This window comes from Bacillus sp. ISL-51, assembly GCF_018613535.1.
Lineage (GTDB): Bacteria > Bacillota > Bacilli > Bacillales > Bacillaceae > Bacillus.
Window position 1 is genome coordinate 103,562 of the sequence record NZ_JAGGQB010000002.1, and the last position, 24,340, is coordinate 127,901.

Below are 24,340 nucleotides of genomic sequence, written 5' to 3' on the forward strand. Positions count from 1 at the left end.
AAGACTGTCGAGATTTTCTCGACAGTCTGAGGCAGATCGCATCTGCCTTCTTCTTACCACAAACCTAATACTTTCCACCATAAACCGCCGATCACAAGCCATGTGATGATATGGACGATCGACAGAATAAAGCCGATGGACCACCATTTGCTTTGCGATACATAGCCCGCTCCGAAAAAGACCGGAGCCGCACCTGAGCCGTAATGCGTCGTTGAACCGAAAAGGTTGCTGAAAAACGCCAGGCTGAGCGCTGCCAAAAGCGGCGGAGCGCCTGCCGCCACGATCACAGCTAAAAATGCTGCATACATGGCACTGATATGTGCGGTTGCACTCGCAAAGAAGTAGTGGGTGTAATAATACACAATGATTAAAATCATAAATGCCACAATCCATGAGAAACCGGAAACGGAAGATTTCATCATATTACTGAACCAGGATACCATGCCAAGCTCATTCAGGAAATTCGCCAGCATCACAAGCGCCGCAAACCAAGTCAGCGTATCCCATGCGCCTTGTTCTTTTTTGATATCCTCCCAAGTTAATACCTGAGACAAAAGCAGTACGGATAAACCGATTAAAGCCGTTGTCGTTGCATCGATATTCAAGCTTCCTCCGAAAATCCAAAGCACCAAAACCAATAAAAAGACGATGACCATGGACAGCTCGGATTTTTTAAAAGGGCCCATTTCTTTCAGTTTCTCTGTTGCGATTTTAGCCGCATCCGGTGTTTCTTTAATTTCCGGCGGGTACAGCTTGTAAATCACGAGCGGTGTAATAATTAAACTCACCAATCCCGGTACAATCGCCGCAATAGCCCAGCTTGTCCACGTGATGTCCACCCCTGCGACATCGTGTGCCAGCTTGGCGATCAGCGGGTTTGCCGCCATTGCCGTTAAAAACATGGCAGACGTGATCAAGTTCCCTTGAAAGCCGGTTTTTAATAAGAAAGCTCCGATTTTCCGTTCTGTTCCGTCTGCCGGCGTGGATCCGAATGTTTCGGATAATGATCTGATAATAGGAAAAATAATGCCGCCCGCCCGTGCCGTGTTGCTTGGTATGGCAGGTGATAAAATTAAATCACTGAAAAGCAGTGAATAAGAAAGCCCGAGTGTTTTCTTCCCGAACTTTTGTACGAATACGTAAGAAATTCTGGCGCCCAGTCCGGTTTTAATAAATCCCCGGGAAATAAAAAAGGCGATAACAATCAGCCAGATTGTTTTGTTTCCAAAGCCGCTTAACGTATTTTCGATTGATAACGTTCCCGTTAACGCGGTAACTGCCAATGCAAAAACTGCAATTGCGCCCATTGGCAAGGGCTTGGAGATAAAGCCGATAATTGTTGCGACAAAAATAGCGAACAAATGCCATGCTTTAGGTTCAAGTCCGGACGGCGCGGGAATAAACCAAATGATTAATCCCATAGCAACAGTAATAAGTAAAGGAATTAATTTCACTGCCTGCTGTTTTTTTGCGTCTTTTTCTGAAGCCATTACAGGTCTCCTCCTATTTTGTTATCTTCCATCCCCTATCCCATTTTACTACTTAACTAAGTTAATAAACGTTTTTGTTAATTAAAAAACACAAAGGAATTTTTTCCTTTGTGTTCCTTGTTTCTTATTTTAGTTTACCCGCACCCGCTTGGGATATAACATCTGATTTCACATTTGCAGCTGGACCGATTGAACCATACAGAGACGGCGTCCATCCGACAGACTGGCTCAATCCGTTGGCGGCTGACGCGTTAATCGCGGCGCCGTTCAAAAGGGTGCCGTCTTCATGAAGCGCTTTTCCGCCGCTGAAGACGCTGATTGTTTTATCGGCAGAGAGTCCCGGCACTTCAAAGGCGTTATTCTGGGCGTAAATTTTTGACGAATGGCCTACGCCCCATGCATAGCTGAAGGGATATGCAGCGCTTTTGCTGCCTGCATAGAAGTTATTATAAATATGAACCTGTCCGTATCGGACCCGCGGTGCGCGCTGGACGATGTTTTGGTAATAGTTATGGTGAATGGTCACCTTTAATTTTTCGTCATCTGACGTCTTGCTGTCGCTATTTCCGATGACGGAGCCTTTATCATGGTCATTATATTTATTATAGGATAATGTCACATAATTCGCCCCGTTTGATATATCCGTCTGGCCGTCATGGTGCTGATATTTTCGCCCGTAATAGTGGGGAAAACCGCTGTCGGGATTCGATCCGTCATTAAATGTACAATGATCTATCCAGATGTGCGCCGCGCCGTTAATGGTGATATTGTCATATTCCGAATTCCAGTTGCCGCTATCGCCGTCAGTCGGGTCCCATTGCGGAAAATAGTCATATGCGTCTTGAAATTCAATGTTGCGGATGATGACATTATCGACTCCGCTCTTGATATTAAAATTCCCGCCTGTCACCTTGGCATTTGAGCCTGAACCGATGATGGTCGTATTCGAAGGAATATCAATCACGACTCTTGCCTTCTGGTTTTGCTGTGAGCGCTTCCTGGCGTCTTCCTGGGTGCCTGACGGCGCTTTTTTTCCCCATTTGCCCGGATCGTACGCTTTCAGATAGGCATTGAGATCATAAGCCGCATCTTTATAATCGTTAAAACCGAGCGTTTTGTTATGATCATCCGTATTCAGATTAATTGTACCTTGTATGTAAATAATTTTCGGCGTACTGTTGGCGCTTCCTCCTAATGCAGAAACAAGCTGTTGTCTGTTTGTTACAGTATACACATTGGATGAAGAAGCTTTTGCACCGCCGGTTGTTCCGCCGGCATAAGCTCCCCAGCCGTCATTTGACCCTAACGTCTGCCGGCCCAAGTCGGCGGCATGGACACCCGCCGGAATCATACATAAACAAACGGCCAGCATAAAAAGCATTTTTTTCATAAATTGCGTTCCTCCCAGGGCTTATTGTAAGAGTTTATTCCAATTTCTCACAATTTAATTGTACCAAACGAAATTGGAATATTCACCGCAAATTTACTAAAATTGTATTTCAGTTTCATTGCGGCAGCCGCCCGGCAAATTGAGACTCTTCCTTTTCTGAAAACCGATTTCATGACCAACCGCAAACTTGCCAGATGTAAATTTCGTTTTTGCGGAAACGGCAAAAAAAATCCCAAGGGATAGAAATACCCCTTGGGATTGGATCAGCTTACGCCCATGATTTTACTTTTTCATTATCCGTTACGAAGAGAAGCACTTTTCCTTCATCTAAACGCTTTTCAAATTGAGACGCTTCCTCTTCTGAAAAGCCGATTTCATGAATTTTATTGCGAAGCTCATCGCCTTTTTTATTAAACATGTTGCCGACCGCGTGTTTAAAGCCTGTTTCTTTGGCGCCGATTGTGTTTACGTCAGTGTTGTCAGACAGGCGCTCCGTTCTGTCATCATCATGGGAAAGCACATATACGTCCTCTTTTGCCACACCCAATCGCTGCAGCTCTTTCACATCCTGCATCAGCTTTCGATCATTTGTATATTCTCTTACTACCGGTTTCATTGTAAGTCCTCCTTTTGTTTTGTATATTGGGTGTTTACCCGCTCCTTCATTTATCAAACGGAAAAAAGAGAGTTCCGTTAAAAAACAGGAAGATTGTCAGTGGATATTTATCTTCAGGACATGTTACAGTTGAGAAAAACAAACCTTTCAGAAAAATAAAAAATGTCACGCGCTATCAAGCAGGAGGTGGTTCCCTATCCAATATTTTTCACCGGAACAGCAATTCAACGCTTGGGTTGTGAGTGATTTAGTGAAACAGGTATTCCGCAGTCGGACCCGCTGTCCTGAAGGTGTACAGGAACTTGCAAACTTTGCTGAGGAAACCTTTCATATTAATATTGATTTTGTTTTCTCGATTATTATGAATATTGGTGATATAGAATTCGTGCTTCCGAATGAAATTCAAGGAAAACTGTCAGCCTATCTGGCCGCGCTCCGTCCTGTTATCACCCTTGACATGCTTGATTCTTCAAAGGCAAACGCCTACGAATATTTAGAACATGAGAAAAACACCGATGACTATCAATTATTTCTTTGAATGTTTCGATTTAAAACGCTGCCGGATGATAGATCGTGACCATGACAGCGAAGCATTAGGAAGCTCTCTGAAGCTTCTTTTTTTTGTAATAAAAAACTGCAGTGCATTATGAGGGAGCCCCGCGGTCTATAGCGGCTGTTATGGAAGGGCTGAATGATCCTCTTTACCGTTCTGACACTCTCCGAGCTTCGTTAATAATTTGTGAGAGGGAGCATTCTCAAGGAATACAACAGCGTCTATACGAAATCATTTCATAACTTCAAATCGATAGGAAAAAACTTTTGACACTGCTTTCGCTTTCGACCGTCCATGCTTAAGCACCCAAGCATTAAAACCAATTGTCCCTATTATTCCTTCAGCATCTTTTCTTTCAATTCCCCACCGTATTCCTCTTTTTTCGTTAAACTGATGTTCAAACAGTTCGACTCATTTTTCCGCCTGCTCAATTGATTCAAAAGGTTCTTGCCCATAACAGCGTGTCACTTCTGAATTTGAAAAACATGCGAAAATCCGTTCCGCATCATCTTTTACTATTTCTCTTACTATCAGTCTTTCATGTTTCTAATACAGGAAACATGAAACCTTCCCCTTTTACACATATTAACAAACGTTCATAACTTCTTTTTATGTCTCCTGACGGTTTATTTTTGTATTTTGAAAACAATCCATGTTACATTTGGGGTAAATACACGTTTTGACAGGAGGATGCAGTATGCCAGAAACCCAACAGCAAATTCAATTGGCAAGACGGCCTGAAGGCATTCCCGTTCATGAGGATTTCCGTTTTGAAACCATTTCCGTCCCCGAACCGAAAGACGGCGAAGTGCTTGTAAAAACGCTTTATGTCTCTGTTGATCCGTATATGCGCGGTCGTATGCAGGATACAAAATCATACGTCGAACCGTTTGCCTTAGATGCAGCTTTAACAGGCGGCGTCATTGCAGAAGTCATCTCAGACGGCGCCAAGCTGAAAAAAGGCGATGTTGTGATCGGGACTCTTGCCTGGCAGGAGTATTCATCAGTCAGTGAGTCATCCCTCCGCAAAGTTGATACCGGCATCGCACCGGCTCAAGCGTATCTCGGCATTTTAGGGCTGACCGGATTAACCGCCTACTTCGGCCTTTTGGATATCGGCCGTCCGAAAAAGGCAGAAACCGTTGTCGTTTCAGGCGCTGCCGGAGCCGTCGGATCAGCCGTCGGGCAGATCGCCAAAATAAAAGGCGCGAGGGTCGTCGGCATTGCCGGCTCTGATGAAAAAATTTCTTATTTAAAACAGGAGCTGCAGTTTGATGAAGCCATCAATTATAAAACCGCGGAGGATATTCAAAAAGCGCTGGCTGACGCTTGTCCTGACGGGGTCGATGTATATTTTGACAATGTCGGCGGGCCGATTTCAGATGCGGTCATGAACCTTTTGAACGACTTTGCCCGCATCCCGGTATGCGGAGCCATTTCTTCCTACAATGCCAAAAGTGAAGCGGAGGATATAGGTCCCCGCGTCCAATCGAAGCTGATTAAATTAAAAGCGCTCATGCAAGGATTTATCGCCAGTGATTACTCAGACCGCTTTTCTGAAGGCGCAAAGCAATTGGCTGAATGGCTGAAGGACGGAAGGCTGCATTATGAAGAAACGGTGACAGAAGGCTTCAGCAATATTCCCGACGCGTTCCTCGGCTTATTTAAGGGAGAAAATAAAGGGAAGCAGCTGATCAAAGTATAATAAAAAAACGGAGGGCAGTTCGCCCTCCGTTTTTTATTTCTCCGCTAGCTTTCCGCCTGAATAGACAGCCTCGTTCAGCTCGATTCCGAGTGATTTGGCCATTTTTTTCAGTTTGGATTCTTCCATCGGCGTGACAAGGCTGAGTACGGTTCCTTTTTTGCCCGCTCGCCCCGTCCGGCCCGATCTGTGGATATACCCATCTTCATTCGGAATGTCCGCGTGAATGACATACGGGAGATCGTCAATGTCAAGGCCGCGCGCGGCGATGTCTGTCGCCAAAAGCAGCGGAAATTCTCCCTGTTCAAACGCTGATAAAATGCTGGCCCGCTCCATTTTTTTCGCTTCTCCATGCAAAATGCCGAGATCGACATGGTGATAGGTCAGCTTTTCCGCATACACGCTTAAATTCCCGATATCTCTGACAAACACGAGCGCCTGCATGCCATTAAGCCGTGACAGCTTTTGGAGAAGCTTGACCTTATCCCGCTGATCACAGACGAGATACTGATGCTTGACCTGCCCCTTTCCCGCTATATTCCGTTCAACCTTCAGCACGGCCGGTTCCTGAGCGATGTCTTTGAGCACCTCTTCTGTGTCTTGTTTTAATGTGGCTGAGAAGCATAAAAGCTGGCGATCCTTCAGCGTTGTTTTAATGATGTTTTTCATCGTCTCCCGATGCTCTGGTGTGACGAGCTGGTCGGCTTCATCAAGGACGATCGTTTTAACCTCATGCATTTTCAGCTTTTTCGCCCGGATCAATTCAAACACCCTGCCCGGCGTGCCCACAATGATGTGAGGTTTATTTTTGAGCTTTTCCACCTGCTTCTTCACGTTTGCCCCGCCGATTAAAGACAAAGCCCGCAGCTCCGAGCCTTTTTTCCAATCCTGAATCACTTGAAAAATCTGCATGACAAGCTCACGTGAAGGCGCTAAAATAACCGCCTGAGGATGCTTTTGCTCCGGGTTGATCCTTTCCAAAACCGGAAGTGTATACGCCAACGTTTTTCCCGTTCCCGTCGGGGACTCGGCGATGACATCTTTCCCCTCCATGATCACCTGTGCCGCTTTTTCCTGAATGGCGGTCGGCTCCTGAAAACCTGATGCTTCCCAGTTTTCGGCGATGAATGATTGTGTATGTTGTAAAAATGGCCAAGTTTGCGTCATGTCGTTCTCCTCAATTCTTAAAATCTACTCCATAGTATCTCAAATGCACGCTGCAAACGCAATTTTCTTTTTCCTTCCAAGCCTTTTAACAAACCGCTTCCTCCTTTATAATCATAAATGAGAAATACACGTGACATCAGCGTGTTCGATAACGATAGAGGTGTAAAAATGAGTATTTTATCTGTTAAGGATTTAAGCCACGGTTTCGGTGACCGCGCGCTTTTCAACAATGTATCGTTCCGTCTTTTAAAAGGGGAACATGTCGGCTTAATCGGCGCAAACGGCGAAGGAAAATCAACGTTTATGAATATTATTACCGGAAAACTTGAGCCTGATGAGGGAAAAGTCGAATGGTCAAAAAACGTCCGCGTCGGCTATCTTGATCAGCATACGGTCCTTGAAAAAGGCAAAACGATCCGCGACGTCTTAAAAGATGCCTTCCATTACTTGTTTGCCATGGAAGCGGAAATGAATGAGATTTACAACAAAATGGGCGAAGCAGATCCCGATGAGCTTGAACAATTGCTTGAAGATGTCGGTGTCATTCAGGATGCCCTGACGAATAACGACTTTTATGTCATCGACAGCAAAGTGGAGGAAATCGCCCGCGGCCTGGGCTTACACGAAGTCGGGCTTGACCGTGACGTCACCGATTTAAGCGGAGGCCAGCGTACGAAGGTGCTTCTCGCCAAGCTGCTTTTGGAAAAACCGGAAATCCTCCTGTTGGATGAACCGACCAACTACCTTGATGAACAGCACATTGAATGGCTGAAACGCTATTTGCAGGAATACGAAAACGCGTTTATCTTAATTTCTCACGATATTCCGTTTTTAAACAGCGTCATCAATCTGATTTATCACGTAGAAAATCAGGAGCTGACCCGTTATGTCGGTGATTATCATCAATTCATGGAAGTATATGAAGTGAAAAAACAGCAGCTTGAAGCCGCCTACAAAAAACAGCAGCAGGAAGTGGCCGAGCTGAAGGATTTCGTCGCCCGCAACAAAGCGCGCGTCAGCACGAGAAACATGGCGATGTCCCGCCAGAAGAAGCTTGATAAGATGGATATGATTGAGCTGGCGGCGGAAAAACCGAAGCCCGAATTCCATTTCAAGCCTGCCAGAACATCAGGCAAGCTCATTTTTGAGACGAAGGATTTAGTCATCGGCTACGACAGCCCGCTGTCACGGCCGCTCAATCTCAGAATGGAGCGCGGCCAGAAAATCGCCTTGTACGGTGCAAACGGCATCGGGAAAACGACGCTGTTAAAGAGCCTGCTCGGAGAAATCCAGCCGCTTGAAGGCACGGTAGAGCGAGGCGAGCACCAATACACCGGCTATTTCGAGCAGGAAGTGAAAGAAACAAACAACAATACGTGCATCGAAGAGGTATGGAGCGAGTTTCCTTCCTTTACCCAATATGAAATCCGCGCCGCTCTTGCAAAATGCGGACTGACGACAAAACACATTGAAAGCCGCGTCTCCGTCCTCAGCGGAGGAGAAAAAGCAAAGGTCAGACTGTGCAAACTGATCAATTCAGAAACAAACCTGCTTGTGCTTGACGAGCCGACAAACCACTTGGATGTCGACGCAAAAGAAGAGCTGAAACGCGCGCTAAAGGAATACAAGGGCTCCATTCTGCTCATCTCCCACGAACCGGAGTTCTACATGGATATCGCGACGGAAACGTGGAACTGCGAATCTTGGACGACGAAAGTGCTGTAAACACACGAAAACCCGCCCTGCTTAAGGGCGGGTTTTTGTTAATGCCAATTTTGGCGGACAATCCTTAGAATTTTCTATGTTGACTGTACAAACATAACGATTACTCATTTGCTATTTTCCAAATAAAAAAGGAACCCCGCTCTCCCGGAAGTTCCTTTTTTTTCTTAATGTCCGGCTTTTATTCCGGCAAGATGCTTGCGCCCCATGAGCAGGACAAGCATACCCGCCAGCACGACTGCGCCACCGACAAGGTACGGTGTGTGGGCTGTAAAGTGTTCTGACAGCATTCCCGCAATCCACGGCGCAATAGCTCCGCCGATGAAGCGGACAGAGCTGTAGGCCGAGGATGCGATAGAGCGCTCGACAGGGGCTGAACCCATGACGGCGGTGGTCATAATGGTGTTGACCATACCGAGCACCGCACCTGCGATGACAATGCATGTAATGACAAGCGCCATGTGCTCCGTCCAGATGCCCATCATAATTAAGATCACGGCAAAAGCGATAAATAAGACGACGAGCGACCGGACGGTGCCGAGTGCTTTATGCAAGGCCGGCGCTGTAAATACAGACGTGATGGCAAGCAATAGTCCCCAGCCGAAAAAGACGTAACCGAGTCCGTGTTCATCCAAATCAAGCACAAATGGTGAATACGCAAGCAAAATAAAGAAACCGAAGTTGTATAAAAACGCGGAAACCGCCATTGTCAGCAGGCCTTTATATTTCAACGCCTTCATTGCATCAAACATACCGACACGCTTAGCCGGCTTAGAGATTTTCGGCAGCATCAAAGAAATCGCGCATAAGGCGATAAACATTAAGACGGAAACGCCGAAAAACGGAGCGCGCCACGACATGCTGCCCAGTTCGCCGCCTAACAGCGGGCCGACAGAAATACCGAGTCCAAGCGCAGCCTCATACAAAATAACGGCTTTCGCGCTTCCTCCAACAGATACGCCGACGATGACGGCAAGCGCGGTTGAAATAAATAGGGCGTTCCCCAATCCCCAGCCGCCGCGATAGCCGACAAGCTGAGCGATCGAGCCTGAGCTTCCGCCAAGGGCGGCAAATACAATGATAAAAATAAGTCCGAGAAGCAGCGTCCATTTCGCACCGATCCGGCTTGAAATCGCGCCGGAAAAAAACATCATAAAACCGGTAACGAGTAAATAACTTGTAAATAACAGAGATACTTCACTAGGTGAAGCATGTAATTGTGCGGCGATTGCCGGAAGAATCGGATCGACCAGGCCGATTCCCATAAACGAAATAACACAGGCAAACGCAACCGCCCAGACCGCTTTCGGCTGGCTGAGCAAGCCTGTTTTCTGTTGTGGTGAATTATCCATTTTATCAGACCTCCAATTTGATCCATTAAAAGAAACGCTATATACATAGCGTTTACAGCAATATCATTCGATTGACTGAATCGCACGATCGGCTTTTTCTTTCATCCCGTTAAGACGCCCTTTAAAGCTTTGGAATGTGCGGATTTTCTCATCAATCATATCAAGCTGGTGATTCAAAGCATGCTGAATCTCTTCCAGCTTTTCTTTCCGTTCCTTCAGATCCAGTGACAACAAGTACCCCTCTTTGTTTAATTCAAGCTGGCGGCTCATTTCCATAAACTGCTGAAGCTCCTGAAGTGAAAAACCGAGCACCTCTTTCGTGCTGGTGACTTTCTCCAGTTCCTCCATGTCATCCTCGGAGTAAAGCCTTACGCCGCCTTCTGTCCGTTTAGGAGCAGGAATTAAACCAATCTCCTCGTAAAAACGAATGGTGCGTTTTGTCAATCCGCTTCTTTTGGCAACTTGATCAATCTTCATCCATTCCAAGGTCAATCCCCCTCTTGTCGTATCTGTTATCATTATACACCATCTAAACCTTAACGTAAACGTAAACTTTTGAAATAAAAAAATGCCGGTATGTCCCTGGCTTAGGTCATACCGGCTCTTTTTAATTCTCAAGCTCTTCAATCATCAGTGACAATTCGGTCCAGCGTTCCATTGCGGCTTCAAGCACTTCCGACGTTTTCGCCTGCTCCGCCATCAGTTCTTGAATCTTCCCGAAATCGCTTCCTGCTTCGGCGATTTCCGCTTCCAGACGTTCGTGCTTTTCTTCAAGTCCGGCAATCTTGTCTTCAATGCCGTCCCATTCGATCTGATCCTTGTAAGAAAGCTTTTTACGCTTTTTCTTCAGTTCTTCCTCGGGTTTTTTCTCTTCAGCGGGCTGTTTTCCCGCCGTTTTTTTCATTTTCGCTTCTTCCATATATTCACTGTACGAACCTTGGAAACGGGAAATGATGCCTTGTCCTTCAAACACGATCAGGCGATCGATGACGCGGTCAAGGAAGTAGCGGTCATGGGATACTGTAATGACGACGCCCGGGAACTGGTCGATATAATCTTCGAGCACGCTTAAAGTCTCTGTGTCCAGATCATTGGTCGGTTCATCTAAAAACAGCACATTCGGCTCCTGCATCAAAACGTTCAGCAAGTACAGACGCCGTTTTTCCCCGCCTGACAGCTTTCTGATATACGTCTGCTGCATCGGGCGCGGGAACAGAAAGCGTTCGAGCATTTGTTCCGCGGTGATGATATCACCTTCGGCCGTTTTGACGATTTCCGCGGTTTCTTTTATATACTCAATGACTTTCATGTCACCGTTCATTTCACTATGGTCTTGGGTATAGTAGCCGATTCTTACCGTCTGCCCGATGGTGATGCTGCCGATGTCAGGTTCAATCCGCCCGGCGAGGCTGTTCAGCAAGGTTGTTTTTCCGATGCCGTTCGGCCCGATGATACCGATTCTTTCTCCCGGTATGACAAGCTCGTTAAATTGGCTGATGAGCGCTTGTCCGCTATAAGTTATCGTCACGTTTTCGGCTTCAATCACCTGTTTGCCGAGGCGGTGGGAGCCTATCGCAAAGTCGAGTGAGCCGGAAACGGCGGGCCCTTTTTGCTCCTTGAGCGCCTCCGCTCTGTCAACTCTCGCTTTTTGTTTCGTCGAGCGTGCTTTTGCGCCTCGTCTGAGCCAGGCCAGTTCACGGCGCAGCAGGTTTTGGCGCTTTGTTTCCTTTTGTTCGGCCAGCACTTCCCGCTCGGCGCGTTTTTCCAGAAATACTTCATAGTTTCCTTTATACGTATAAAGGCTCCCTCTCTCAAGCTCATATATTCTGTTCGTCACCCGGTTTAAAAAATATCTGTCGTGCGTCACGAGCATAACAGCGCCGGGATATTGGGACAGATACCCTTCCAGCCATTCAATTGTTTCATTGTCCAAATGGTTTGTCGGCTCATCCAAAATGAGCAGATCAGCAGGCTGAATGACATTTTTCGCAATAGCGACCCGCTTTTTCTGGCCTCCGGACAGCTCGCTGACATCCTTCATCAAGTCCGTGACGCCAAGCTTGGTTAAGACTGTTTTGGCTAACGTGTTTGCCTCCCACGCGTTGTTTGCATCCATCTTGCCTTGCGCATCAAGCAGATTTTTCTGGCGTTTTTCATTTTCCGGCTCTTCATTCAGCGTCTGAAGCGCTTTTTCATATTCTCTCAGCGTTCTCATGACGGCAGAATCACCTGAATAAATGTGCTCAAGCACGGTTTGTCCGGCCGGAAGCTCCGGGTCCTGATGCAAAAATTCAATATGCACGCCGCCTGATGCCGTAATGGTGCCTTCTTCGGTTGATTCGATGCCGGCAATGGCTTTCAGCAGCGTTGACTTGCCCGTTCCGTTCGGTCCGATTAAGCCGATTCTCTCATTCTCTTCAATATGAAAGGAAATATGATCAAATAATGTCTTATCTCCGTATGTTTTATAAAGGTTTTCCGCTTTTATGATGCTCATGGTTCCTATCAATCCTCACGTAAGTTCATGTGTTCATTTTAAATCAGGCGCTGGAATAAAACTAGTAAAAGGACAGACAAATTTCTTGAAGAGGATGATTTTGCCCGAAGAATGTTTGCGCGTCTCCTTCTATACACCAGAGGGGAAGAGGTGATGACATGATCAGCATCAGTTTGTGCGTAATCGTGAAAAACGAAGGAAGTGCTGGCAGGCTGAAGTATTGATGATATAAAGGAGCGGCATATATAAATGACGATAAATATAAAAAAGTGCACCGTTGAAGATTCACGCAACCTTCAAGAAATAAGTTATGAAACATTTCATACGACATTTAAGCATCAGAATTCACCCATTTGGAAAAGGCATTTGACTTAAAACAATTAGAAAAAGAATTATCCAATATTTCTTCGCAATTCTTTTTTGTTTATTTTCATAATGAAATCGCTGGATATTTAAAGGTCAATACCAATCATGCTCAGTCTGAAGAAATGGGTGATGAATCACTTGAAATCGAGAGGATTTATATAAGGAATAAATTTCAAAAACATGGACTTGGTAAATATCTGCTAAATAAAGCGCTGGAAATTGCGCTGGAACGTAATAAAAAGAAAATCTGGCTGGGCGTATGGGAAAAAAATGAAAATGCTATTGCTTTTTATAAGAAAATGGGGTTTGTTCAAACCGGAACCCATTCTTTTTATATGGGTGATGAAGAACAAATTGACTTTATCATGACCAAAACACTCATATAACTTTTTTTGAAAGGCGGATGATGATGTATATTCCAAAATATTTTAAGGTCACAAATGCTGATGAAATTTGGGATTTTGTTCAAAAAAACTCTTTTGGCACAATCATCACAACAGAACAAAGGAAACCGATTGCCACTCATTTGCCTTTGGGGTTAAATAAAAAAGGTGATGATTACTATATTACTGGGCATTTGGCTTATGGAAATCCCCAGTGGAGAACATTTGAAACTTGCGAAGATGTGCTTGTTATGTTTCAGGGGCCACACGCTTACATCTCTTCTTCTTGGTATGGGCATGAAGAAGTTCCGACATGGAATTATCAAGCCGTCCATGTATATGGCAAAGCAAGCATTTTAGAGAAAGATGAATTAATAGAGGAATTAACAACAATGATGGAAAAATATGAAAAACACCGAGAAAATCCAATTTTATGGGATGAACTTTCTCCTCAACTCCTAGAAAACCAACTGAAAGGTATTGTTGGGTTTAAGATTAAGGTGGGAGAAATTCAGGCTGCATATAAAGTAAGCCAGAACCGAAATGAAACGGATATATGAACATCATTGACCAATTACAAAATGAAGGAAATCCAAATTCGAAACAAATGGCAGAACTGATGGAAAAGAGATTTAAAAAAGAAATATAAGGCCGCTTTTATTAACTTCTCAGGTACAAGGATGAAAGAACGGAGCTGTCATATTGGCAGTTTCTCTTCAGATGTTGAAGAAGAAATTTTAAAAAAAGCCTGTATCACTGATTACTTGGTAATCGGCGAATACAGGCTTTATCTATCGATATTTTTAACCAGAAGCTCCCCTGATTTTTTATGATTCTCCCAGCACGTTTTCGGCCATCTTCGCTAAATGCTGCGCGCTTCCCGAAATTTCCTGCATTGTCGCTGAAATTTGTTCAACTGCCGCTGCTTGGCCGTCTGTGTTCTGGTTGATGGATTCAATGGAATCCTCAAGCCCTTTCAGCAGGCTGTGTATTTTTTTCGTAATTTGATCAATCTGGCCGACATTGTCCTTTGAATGAGTGGCAAGCTTGCGGATTTCGTCCGCTACGACGGAAAAGCCCTTCCCTGACTCCCCGGCTCTGGCCGCTTCAATGGCCGCGTTTAAGCCGAGCAGATTGCTTTGATCTGATATGCCTTTGACGGTAACGGAAATGTCGGCGATTTCTCCGGCGCTCTCACTGACCTGTTTCGCTTGGGTAGAAATGCCTGACATCTGTGCTGAGAAACCGTTAATGGATTCAGAAATATCTGCTACGGCAGAAGCCGTCTGCTCAACGACTGCAGACAGACTTTCGGCCACATCATGCAGCTTCGCCGACTTTTCAAGGCTTGTGCCGAGACCGACGCCCCCGATGACTCTTCCGTTTTCATCATGAAGCGGAATCGCTCTGGCAATGAGCGGAAATCCGAACAGCTCTTTTGGAACCATGCTTGTTTTTTTCTGATTCGTGCGGATGGCGTCTGTAATGATATCCCCTTTTTGCAGCGGGTCACCCGGCTTTACATTCAGGGAAAACGTCTTAGCCGGAATATTCACGATTAATTTTTCTGTATCATAAATGCCGATGGTGATATCATCCTGGATCAGGCTGTTTAAATAAGGTGCGACTTTGATAAAAGCGTCGAGCAGCCCATGTGTGTCTTGCTCCGTCTTTATACTCATCTCTTTCACTCCTTCTTAATATGGAAATTGCCGTTTTTCGTGCTGAACGGAAATCCATTTCAATGTTGTAAATTCCTCAAGGCTCCACTCGCCGTTCAGCCTGCCGAGGCCTGATTGCTTTTCACCCCCGAACGCCACGTTCGGTTCATCATTAATGGTCGTATCATTGACATGAATCATGCCTGTTTCGATCCGCTTCGCAAATTCAACGCCGCGCTCAATATTTGCCGTATGCACCGCTCCGCTTAAACCGAACGGCGTAGCATTTGCAATGTCTGCCGCTTCGTCTTCTGTATCAAACGGCATAATGCAAACGGCCGGACCGAATAATTCTTCCTTCGCGATGCTCATGTCCGGTTTCACGTCTTTTAAGATTACAGGCTCAGCGACCGTTCCTTTAAATTCACCGAGAAGCACGGGAACGGCTCCCTCTTCAATGGCTTTTTCTACAGACCGTTTCAAGCCCTCCGTCTGTCTCGTGTTAATCAAAGGCCCGATAACCGTATCAGGGTCCATCGGATCTCCGACCTTCAGAGAAGATACCTTCGCTTCATAAAGTTCTGTAAATTTGTCATACAAAGACGTATGAACCAGCACACGGTTTGCTGACATACAAATTTGCCCTTGATGCGTAAACCGGCTGAACACCGCCGCATTGACCGCATATTCAATATCGGCATCCTCAAGCACGATCAGCGCGCTGTTTCCGCCAAGCTCCAAGAGCGGTTTTTTAAAGTGCTTGACCGCAAGCTGCCCGATATAGCTGCCCACACCCGTTGAGCCTGTAAATGAGATGATGCGCGGCACCGGATGTTCGACAAAGCTGTCGCCGATCTCCGTGATATCAGTAACGATGACGTTCAGCAGTCCGTCCGGAATTCCGGCCGCTTCAAAAATTTTCGCAATGAGCGTGCCGCCGCAGATCGGCGTTTCCTCATGCGGCTTCAAAACGACGCCGTTCCCCGCTCCGAGCGCCGGCGCGACCGATTTCACGGAGAGGAAAAACGGGAAATTAAACGGGCTGATCACCCCGACAACTCCGGCCGGAATTCGGTACAGCCTGTTTTCTTTGCCGTCAATCGTCGACGGCAGGATCTTCCCTTCCATCCGAACAGGAAAGGAAGCCGCTTCTTTTATCATATTTTTGACAAGTCCGATTTCAAACTCAGCCTTCAGCCTTGTTCCGCCAAGCTCCTCCATCATTAAGTAAATGATGGCTTCTTCATGCTCCTCGATGAAAGATACGGCCTTTTCCATAATAGAGCGCTTTTTGAAGGGGTTCACTTTGTCCCATTCTTTTTTCGCAAGAGCCGCGGCGCGATACGCAGCATCTACATCGTCAGGCGTCGCTTTTCGGAATGAGGTTATCACTTTTTGAGTATAAGGATTTCTGTTTTCCAATACGTTCCGGCTGCCGCCTTCCCTCCATTTGCCGCCGATAAACTGCTGATTTAATTCTTCATATTGAAACATATAAACATCTCCCTTTAATCGAAACTTGGAAAAATTGTGGATGAGTCATTTTTTGTATCGGTTTTAACGTGAGAAAATTGAACTATTTCAGAATAAAAATACGAATTCTGCCATACACTGACGCTTTTGAGCTTTTTCCTTTTAAAGTGGAAAATTCTTTAATTGACTGTACGAAAGTTCGACAATATAATACAAACGTCAGTGTATATAATGATTAGAATATTATGAATTTTCCAGGAGGAACAATATGTCTTCACTTTTTCGAAAAAAGCCGCTGGCAGATCTAAAGGCCCAGAGCAAACAGACCAGTCTTTCCCGCTCGTTAAGCGCTTTTGACTTAGTCTTACTCGGAATCGGCTGTGTCGTCGGCACGGGGATTTTTGTTATCACCGGAACCGTTGCCGCCACTGGCGCCGGCCCGGCTTTAATTCTGTCGTTTGTTCTCGCGGGAATTGCCTGCGCGCTTGCAGCTTTTTGTTACGCAGAATTTTCTTCATCCATACCGATCTCGGGAAGCGTGTATACATATTCGTATGTGACGCTTGGAGAATTTCTCGCGTTTTTGATCGGCTGGGATTTAATGCTTGAATATGTCATTGCTCTCGCTGCAGTTGCGACTGGCTGGTCCTCTTATTTTCAGTCGCTTCTTGCCGGTTTCGGGCTGCATCTCCCGCCGGCGTTAATTGCCGCTCCGGGAAGCAAAACGGGCGCGGTCTTTAATCTTCCGGCCGCCTTGATTATTTTGGCCATTACCGCTATCGTCTCAAGGGGCGTGAAAGAAAGCACACGTTTTAACAACGTAATCGTTTTAATGAAAATCGCAATCATTCTGCTGTTTATTGTCGTCGGTTTCGGTTATGTAAAGCCGGAAAACTGGTCGCCGTTTATGCCGTTTGGGATGAAAGGCGTCATCGCCAGCGCCGCAACCGTTTTCTTCGCCTATCTGGGATTTGACGCCGTTTCAAACGCATCGGAGGAAGTCAAAAACCCGCAGAAATCCATGCCTGTCGGAATTATCGGCGCGCTTCTTATCTGCACCGTTCTCTACATTACGGTATCGCTTGTTCTGACGGGGATGCTTCCTTATACAAAACTGAATGTCGGAGATCCCGTGTCATTTGCGCTGCAATTTGTCGGTCAGAACAAAGTAGCCGGCATCATTTCAGTCGGCGCCATTATCGGGATTACAACGGTCATGCTCGCGCTTCTTTATGCTCAGGTGCGGCTGACGTTCGCCATGAGCAGGGATGGTCTTTTGCCCGGCATGTTTTCAAAAGTGCACCCGCGGTTTAAAACGCCGTTTCAAAACACGTGGCTCACGGGGATTATCGCAGCAGGAATTGCAGGCTTTATCGATCTCGGAACATTGGCTCATCTTGTCAATATGGGAACATTGGCGGCATTTACCGTCATTGCGCTCGCCGTCATCGTATTGCGAAAGAAACACCCGGAGATCAAGTCATTTTTCCGTGTTCCTTTCGTACCTGTCGTGCCGATCATCAGCGCATGTCTGTGCCTCTACCTCGCATACAGCCTGCCCGGCGTCACTTGGCTGGCATTTGTCATCTGGATTGCCGCCGGCATGATCATCTATATGGTCTATTCGAAAAAACACAGCTTATTAAATAAATAAAAAAGAGGCTCTTCCTTCGGATAAAAGAAAGAAGAGCCTTTTTTGCTCTTGATAATTCCTTCACCTTATGAATAATATGGTGTATGTTTCGCTTACATATAAGAAGGAGGAGAATGATTTTGGCAATTGCCGCCCCACTGAAAGAAAAGCCTGTTCAACGGCCCGAAACGACCGTATATTCCATCCTATTCATTATCGGAATCTGCCATTTGCTTAATGATTCGCTGCAAGCGGTGATTCCTGCGATGTTTCCTATTTTAGAACGGTCGATGAGCCTTACATTCACGCAGCTCGGGATTATCGCCTTCACATTAAATATGGTGTCTTCCGTCATGCAGCCCGTCATTGGCTGGTACACAGATAAACGCCCGATGCCGTATGCTTTGCCGCTCGGCCTCACCTCGAGCATGCTCGGCGTATTAGGTCTCGCGTTTGCCCCGTCTTTTCTGACGATTTTATGCTGTGTTTTCTTTATCGGCTTGGGCTCCGCAGTCTTTCATCCGGAAGGCTCACGCGTCGCTTATATGGCCGCCGGCACCAAACGGGGCTTAGCCCAATCGATTTATCAGGTCGGCGGAAATACCGGCCAGGCGATGGCGCCGTTAATTACCGCGCTGATTCTCGTCCCGCTCGGACAATTCGGCTCTATCTGGTTTACCCTTGTTGCCGCAATCGCCGTGCTGTTTTTGATTTATATCGCCAAATGGTACAGAGAACGGCTTCTTCACCTGCGCGCTTCGAGTAAAAAAACGCATGCCGCCGCCCAGCAAACGATGATTACAAAGCCGATTATTGCCGCACTTATTATGATCATTTTTTTAATTTTCGCACGCTCTTGGTATGTCAGCGCAATCGGTAATTTCTATACGTTTTACGCGATGAATGCTTATCATGTAAGTATTCAGCAGGCGCAAAGCTATATTTTCGTGTTTTTATTTTTCGGCGCTGTCGGCACATTTCTCGGCGGGCCGCTTGCAGACCGTTTCGGGAAGCGGAACGTGATCATCTGCTCATTGACGGCATCGGCGCCGCTGACGATTTTTCTCCCGTTTGCGGGTCCTGCTATCGCCTATGCCGTGCTGGCCCTGATCGGTGTCGTCCTGATGTCCAGCTTTTCCGTGACGGTTGTATACGCGCAGGAGCTTGTTCCGGGTAAAATCGGCACAATGTCAGGACTGACGGTCGGGCTCGCCTTCGGAATGGGCGCGATCGGCGCTGTCGCTCTCGGCGCCCTCATTGACACGGCCGGATTGACGCCGACAATGACCGCCGTCGCCTTTTTGCCCCTTTTAGGGCTTCTCGCTTTTATGCTTCCGAGTGATAAGACGTTAAAAGAATGGCATTCATAAAAAGAATCCTCCTGTCCATTGGCAGGAGGATTTATGTTTGAATCGTATAAAAATGAGTGTCAGGCACCGCATACTTCGGAATAAACCCATCCCTGAAATCGGGAAACGCCTGCTGAATTTCATCAATCCATTTTTTCAGATTGGCGATATACGGCATATAAATGATGTCAACAGTTGCCTGGTCATCAATGTAATAGTACCAGCATAGGTTAAATTCGTTCTCCGTGACGAGGGTAAAGCCGGAGAAGTGATAAAAAATCAGCGGAGTGTCATCCACATAAACAGCCCCGTCACGCAGGCTGACCTCATATCGTTCAATATTCCACAGCGCCGTATTGGCGCCGATCGAATTCACGACATGGACGTGTTCAAACTGCGCAGGCCACTTTTCAACATATCTTTGATCACCGTATGTCTTTTTTTCTTCATTCATCTCCACCGTACAATAAGAGATGCAATCCTGCCTCCACTGCCATACCGCCCTGTACGCTTCCTCTGTATTCCGCGCGCCGACAAAACCGGTGTTGTACCGACCCGTCCGCTTGTAATAAGGCATAAACCGTTCAGAATTGCGGTGGTCTGTCAGAAACAGCGACGCATCCGGCTTTTCTCTAAACAAGCTTTCCAAGTCAGAAAAGAAAAAGAGATCGGTATCCATATGGGCAAAATATTCAGCTTCGTCATACTCGGACATGACATGGAACAAAAACGCCGGTTTGAGCGTCCAGCAATATTCATGAAACGTTCGGCTGCTTTTTGCCTCAAGCAGCTCCGGGTCCTCCATTTCATGGAGCTGTACAAATGTCACATGCTCCCACGGCACCTGCTGAAGCAGCTCAAACGCTTTCTGATCGACGCACAGCACATACAGATGAAAATCGCGGCAATGCTCATGGAGAGAATGAATCATCGGCATCAATTTAAAGATATGTGTCCTCGAAACAATAGTTGAAAAATGATATTTACTCACCATACCACATCCAATTTAATTAAGATCCACATGCAGTAAATCAGCAATCAGCGCTTTAAGCGCCCTTCCAAAGTGCGTAACGCCCAATTTCTTTTCCGCTTTCAAAAGAAGCTTTTGCGCCTGCTGCAAGTCGAAGCTTTTTTCCGTGACACGCGGGGTCTTCGTTCGCCAGTCAGGGTCAAGGTTGCGGTCTTTGACCACATGCAGCAGCTCAAGAAACAAATGCAGAAGGCTTTCATATTTCTCATATTCAAGCAGCTCTTCAATGTCTGCCATGATGCTGTTGGTTAAGTCCGCATCAAACGGGCCGTTAAATGCGAGGTGCACGCCAAGCGAGTGAATGTTATTGTATTTGTCGCACATGTAGGCGATATTCGTCCGAATGTCATCAACGGAAGCACAATTGCTCGGATGCTCCTGATGGACGCTCATGATATCGCGCCGCAGCTGAAAGGACAGCCCCGACTGGTGGAGCCTGATGCCGAGATCATAATCTTCAAATCCGTATCTGACGATGCCTTCATCAAACAGGCCGAGGTCTGCCACATGCTTTCTTTTGACGGACGAATTATTTGTGATGAAAAAACGCCACGGCAGATGATAGCCCTTCAAATCATCTCCGTATTTTTCTAAAATGCTTTTGAGCACTTTAATAAAATCGGTATCTAAATCAAAGCACTTTTCAATAAAACTGCCGTCTTGAATTTCGCATTCATCAAGAAGGGGCTCTTTATCGCCGGGCATCTCTTCATACAGCTCAGCGAGTTTTTCTTTATGCTCTTTTTCAAAACGGTCATAATAAAAGCTGTAAATCCGTTTCCAGAACATACCGCACACGACAAGACCATCCTGATTTTCGTGCGCTTTGATATGCTTTGCCACCAAATCCTTTTCGGCAAGCATGTCACTGTCATGGAAGATTAAAATGTCACCTCTGGCATTGCGGACCGCCTGATTGCGCCCGTATGCGATGCCTCTGTTTTCTTTAATTCTGACAAAGCTCAGCGGAAAATTCGCGCTGAATGATTCAAGCATAGATAAAGTACCGTCCTCTGAGCCGTTATCAGCCACAATGACTTCAAACGGCTCTGTGCACTCCTGTTCATTTAGAGACAAAAGGCTGTTATAAAGCCTCTCCCTTGAATTATATGCGGGTACAATGATGCTTGCCTTCACTTTTCGGTCACTTCCTGTATATGATCTTTTATTTGTTATCATCCTCAGATGCAAACCCGTTGAAATCAGGACAAACAGCGCTGACCGTCTCAATCACATGCGGCAGAATGTCCTGATAAAGCTGATGGACGAAAGGCAGATCCGTCCGGGTCGTCTCATGAATCAGCCGAATGTCATCGGCGCTGACGATTCGATATCCGCTGAAATGATAAAAAATCAGCGGATGTCCGTCCTCCAGAACAAGACGCCCGTCCTTCCATGAAAATGTGTGTTTTCCATAATTCCAATGGCCGATATTCACACCGGGCGTTGTGATGTCACATACATTCGGAAACAGATCAGGCATATAATCCAAATAGCCTTGATCCCCGAATTTTCCTTCTCCCGGAGCGTTTTTGCATTCCTCAAGGCAGCGCTGTTTCCACCACTGAAGACAATCAGTTCCGGATTGATCGGTTTTGAAGCTGAGAAAACCGGAATTATACCGGCCTAAAAGACGCTGGAGCATGTCAATTTCCTGTTTTTCAAACGATGGGATGACGATATCGCCGCGTGACAGGAGCACCGAACAATCCGGCTGATTGTCAAAAATCGGATTAGGGTCGGCGAAGAAAAACAAATCGGCGTCAATATACGTGACACGCTCTAAATCAGGATGTCTGTCCACCACGGCTTCGAGGAATACCGGCTTCACCGTCCAGCAGTATTCGCTTTGGTCTCTCGTTTTTTTCAGTTCAAGAAGCTCCTTGTTTTCCAGCGCAGCTACCGGAATCAAGGTGACATTCTCCAGTTTCATCGCTTTCAGCACCTGATAGGTGTCATCGTCCATACATAACGTAAAAACGGAGGCGTCCGCCTGAACCTCTTTCAATGAGCCGAATAAAGCGATGGCCTGATACAGCCTTCCTTTTGATAAAACAGTGCAATATGCGCTTGTCACGTCTTTTTCTCACCTCTATGTCAGTTACTTTTGAAAAAATGCTTTATACCACTCGATCGTTTTTTCAAGCCCTTCATCAATGGTGTGCGCAGGCGTCCAGTTCAGAAGCTTCCTCGCTTTTTCCGCTGATAAATATTGATGCTTGATTTCGTGGCTTCCTTGGTTAAGCACCTTCGGCTTAAGGTCACTGTCCATGGTCTTTAGGATTTTTTCCACCAGCTCCAGCACCGTCAGCTGAATTTCATTGCTGAAGTTGAACGCTTCTCCCGCCAGACCTAGCTCCTCCATTTTTTCAGCGAGCAGGAGGTATGCCTGCACCGCATCCTCGATGTAAAAATAATCACGGATAAACGTGCCGTCGCTGCGGATTTCCGGTGCTTCTCCGTTCAGCACGAGCCGGATCGTCTGCGGGATAATCCGGTTAAAGTTCAAATCACCGCCGCCGTACAGATTGCCGCAGCGCGTGATGCAGACCGGAAGGCCGTACGTATTAAAATATGTGTGGCTTAACAGATCGGCACAGCTTTTTGATACGTCATACGGATGCTTTCCTTGAAGCGGCATGTTTTCATCGTACGGCAGATTCGGCTGATCGCCATACGCCTTATCACTGGAAGCAACGATGACCCGCTTGATGAGCGGATGCTTGCGGCACGCTTCGAGGACGTTCCATGTGCCGAGAATGTTGGCTTCAAATGTGGAGATCGGATTCCGGTTCGCGACACCGACGATTGCCTGGGCTGCAAGGTGAAATACCGTGTCAATCTCGTACTCCCCAAGCGCCCGTTCAATCACATCCAAATCTTCAAGAGCGCCCTGGACGATGTTCATTTGCTTCACTTGCTCTCCCTGATAAAGATTCGACTTCGGCACCGCGTCACGGACAAGCCCGGTGACATTGGCTCCCTGGTCAATCAGCTCCTTTACCAGATAGCTTCCCAGCAGACCTGTACAACCCGTCACAAACACATTTTTATTTTTCCAAAAACTCAAATTTGATCACCATACCTTCCATACATGTTGTCCTTGATCCCACATCTTGTTGACCTCGAGCAGATTTTTATACGTATCGATCGCCGTCCAGAACCCATAATGCCTGTATACCGCCAGTTCTCCGTCCTCAGCCAGCTTTTGCAGCGGTTCTTCTTCAAACATAACATCCCGGTCCTCAGGCAAATAATCGAATACTTTCGGGCTCAGCACGAAGAAGCCGCCATTGATGATGCCGTCGCTTGAGGTTTTTTCAGAAAAGCTTTTCGCCATTCCGTCCTCCACTGTCAGCGTTCCGAATTGTGAGTTTTTTTCAATGCCGGTGACTGTGGCGGCAGCCCCTTTTGATTGATGATAGCTGATTAAATGAAACAGGTTGATGTTCGCCAGTCCGTCTCCGTACGTCATCAGAAAGGTTTCATCACCAATGACTTCCTTCGCCTGCAACAGCCGCCCCGCCGTCTGCGTAAGTTCACCCGTTTCTAAAAAGGTGATTTTCCACGGCTCAGACTCTCCCAATATCCGTACTTCACCGGTAGAGCTGTCCAGCGTCATACTGTGGTTTTTCCAATCATAGTCTAAGAAGTATTCCTTGATGAGCTCTCCTTTGAAGCCAAGAAGCAGGATAAATTCGTTTACGCCATAGTATTGATAGAGTTTCATGATATGCCATAGAATCGGTTTTCCGCCTATCATGGCGAGCGGTTTAGGACGTTCATTGGTGATTTCGCTCATTCTCGTTCCTTTTCCGCCGCAGAGAATGACTGCTTTCATCTCTACCCCTCTTCTCTATGAATATTGAAATCGAAACCGCTCATGTCAGAGAAACCCACTCGATAATTTGTCCGATTCTCTATCACCGGTTTCAAAATCTACTGTAAGATATGAG

At 46.4% G+C, this 24,340-nt stretch carries 19 protein-coding genes and 2 pseudogenes; 7 read left to right on the plus strand and 14 right to left on the minus strand.

Features of this window, described 5'->3' with window-relative positions; translation table 11 throughout:
* Positions 1-53 precede the first annotated feature (53 nt).
* The 3 genes from J7E26_RS00665 to J7E26_RS00675 form a co-directional block, all read right to left on the minus strand.
* Positions 54-1,490: an anion permease gene (locus J7E26_RS00665; RefSeq protein ID WP_214812878.1), complete on the minus strand. Its 1,437-nt coding sequence runs from the start codon at positions 1,488-1,490 to the stop codon at positions 54-56.
* Positions 1,491-1,614: 124 nt separating this feature from the next.
* Entirely contained in the window at positions 1,615-2,880 is a 1,266-nt protein-coding gene (locus J7E26_RS00670; protein ID WP_214812879.1) for a pectate lyase, read from the minus strand.
* Between the two features lie 268 nt (positions 2,881-3,148).
* Positions 3,149-3,496 carry a YflT domain-containing protein gene (locus J7E26_RS00675; protein WP_214812880.1) on the minus strand — a complete coding sequence of 116 codons (348 nt, stop codon included), beginning with the start codon at positions 3,494-3,496 and terminating at the stop codon, positions 3,149-3,151.
* Between the two features lie 196 nt (positions 3,497-3,692).
* On the opposite strand from J7E26_RS00675, the gene J7E26_RS00680 reads away from it, so the two are divergent.
* Both J7E26_RS00680 and J7E26_RS00685 read left to right on the plus strand, forming a co-directional pair.
* A complete protein-coding gene (locus tag J7E26_RS00680; protein ID WP_214800600.1) occupies positions 3,693-4,034 on the plus strand; it encodes a DUF3212 family protein in 342 nt (113 codons plus the stop codon).
* Positions 4,035-4,746: 712 nt separating this feature from the next.
* A complete protein-coding gene (locus J7E26_RS00685) occupies positions 4,747-5,754 on the plus strand; it encodes an NADP-dependent oxidoreductase (RefSeq protein ID WP_214812882.1) in 1,008 nt (335 codons plus the stop codon).
* Positions 5,755-5,787: 33 nt separating this feature from the next.
* On the opposite strand, the gene J7E26_RS00690 is transcribed toward J7E26_RS00685, so the two are convergent.
* Positions 5,788-6,918, minus strand: coding sequence for a DEAD/DEAH box helicase (locus tag J7E26_RS00690; protein ID WP_214812888.1), 1,131 nt, complete (start codon positions 6,916-6,918; stop codon positions 5,788-5,790).
* A gap of 168 nt (positions 6,919-7,086) precedes the next feature.
* Here J7E26_RS00690 and J7E26_RS00695 point away from each other — a divergent pair, with 168 nt between their 5' ends.
* Positions 7,087-8,643: an ABC-F family ATP-binding cassette domain-containing protein gene (locus tag J7E26_RS00695; RefSeq protein WP_214800447.1), complete on the plus strand. Its 1,557-nt coding sequence runs from the start codon at positions 7,087-7,089 to the stop codon at positions 8,641-8,643.
* A 164-nt stretch (positions 8,644-8,807) separates the two neighbouring features.
* Here J7E26_RS00695 and J7E26_RS00700 read toward each other — a convergent pair whose 3' ends face one another.
* The 3 genes from J7E26_RS00700 to J7E26_RS00710 all read right to left on the minus strand — a co-directional run bounded on the left by J7E26_RS00700 (position 8,808) and on the right by J7E26_RS00710 (position 12,489).
* Entirely contained in the window at positions 8,808-9,992 is a 1,185-nt protein-coding gene (locus tag J7E26_RS00700) for an MFS transporter (RefSeq protein ID WP_214812890.1), read from the minus strand.
* A gap of 63 nt (positions 9,993-10,055) precedes the next feature.
* On the minus strand, positions 10,056-10,478 hold the full coding sequence (locus J7E26_RS00705) for a MerR family transcriptional regulator (RefSeq protein ID WP_214800449.1): 423 nt from the start codon (positions 10,476-10,478) through the stop codon (positions 10,056-10,058).
* Between the two features lie 121 nt (positions 10,479-10,599).
* Positions 10,600-12,489: an ABC-F family ATP-binding cassette domain-containing protein gene (locus J7E26_RS00710; protein WP_214812892.1), complete on the minus strand. Its 1,890-nt coding sequence runs from the start codon at positions 12,487-12,489 to the stop codon at positions 10,600-10,602.
* 249 nt (positions 12,490-12,738) lie between these two features.
* Here J7E26_RS00710 and paiA point away from each other — a divergent pair.
* Positions 12,739-13,241 (plus strand): annotated as a pseudogene (paiA, locus tag J7E26_RS00715) (spermidine/spermine N(1)-acetyltransferase).
* Positions 13,242-13,264: 23 nt separating this feature from the next.
* Positions 13,265-13,887: pseudogene (locus J7E26_RS00720) on the plus strand (FMN-binding negative transcriptional regulator).
* A 178-nt stretch (positions 13,888-14,065) separates the two neighbouring features.
* Here the strand turns inward: J7E26_RS00720 and J7E26_RS00725 are convergent.
* A complete protein-coding gene (locus J7E26_RS00725; protein ID WP_214800451.1) occupies positions 14,066-14,920 on the minus strand; it encodes a methyl-accepting chemotaxis protein in 855 nt (284 codons plus the stop codon).
* Positions 14,921-14,935: 15 nt separating this feature from the next.
* Positions 14,936-16,393, minus strand: coding sequence for a benzaldehyde dehydrogenase (gene yfmT / locus J7E26_RS00730; protein WP_214800452.1), 1,458 nt, complete (start codon positions 16,391-16,393; stop codon positions 14,936-14,938).
* Between the two features lie 247 nt (positions 16,394-16,640).
* Here yfmT and bcaP point away from each other — a divergent pair, with 247 nt between their 5' ends.
* On the plus strand, positions 16,641-18,026 hold the full coding sequence (bcaP, locus tag J7E26_RS00735; RefSeq protein ID WP_214800453.1) for a branched-chain amino acid transporter BcaP: 1,386 nt from the start codon (positions 16,641-16,643) through the stop codon (positions 18,024-18,026).
* 119 nt (positions 18,027-18,145) lie between these two features.
* On the plus strand, positions 18,146-19,375 hold the full coding sequence (locus J7E26_RS00740) for an MFS transporter (RefSeq protein WP_214800454.1): 1,230 nt from the start codon (positions 18,146-18,148) through the stop codon (positions 19,373-19,375).
* A 31-nt stretch (positions 19,376-19,406) separates the two neighbouring features.
* Here the strand turns inward: J7E26_RS00740 and J7E26_RS00745 are convergent, their stop codons facing one another.
* Genes J7E26_RS00745 through J7E26_RS00765 form a run of 5 tightly spaced genes read right to left on the minus strand, consistent with a single transcriptional unit; the run spans position 19,407 to position 24,225 of the window.
* A complete protein-coding gene (locus tag J7E26_RS00745; RefSeq protein WP_214800455.1) occupies positions 19,407-20,345 on the minus strand; it encodes a putative nucleotide-diphospho-sugar transferase in 939 nt (312 codons plus the stop codon).
* A gap of 15 nt (positions 20,346-20,360) precedes the next feature.
* A complete protein-coding gene (locus tag J7E26_RS00750; RefSeq protein WP_214800456.1) occupies positions 20,361-21,521 on the minus strand; it encodes a glycosyltransferase family 2 protein in 1,161 nt (386 codons plus the stop codon).
* A gap of 28 nt (positions 21,522-21,549) precedes the next feature.
* Positions 21,550-22,461: a putative nucleotide-diphospho-sugar transferase gene (locus tag J7E26_RS00755; RefSeq protein WP_214800457.1), complete on the minus strand. Its 912-nt coding sequence runs from the start codon at positions 22,459-22,461 to the stop codon at positions 21,550-21,552.
* Positions 22,462-22,485: 24 nt separating this feature from the next.
* Positions 22,486-23,454, minus strand: a complete 969-nt coding sequence (locus tag J7E26_RS00760; protein WP_214800458.1) for a GDP-mannose 4,6-dehydratase — start codon at positions 23,452-23,454, stop codon at positions 22,486-22,488.
* 6 nt (positions 23,455-23,460) lie between these two features.
* The gene (locus J7E26_RS00765) at positions 23,461-24,225 is read right to left on the minus strand and encodes a glucose-1-phosphate cytidylyltransferase (protein WP_214800459.1); all 765 of its coding nucleotides are present in this window, start codon (positions 24,223-24,225) and stop codon (positions 23,461-23,463) included.
* Between the last annotated feature and the right edge of the window lie 115 nt (positions 24,226-24,340).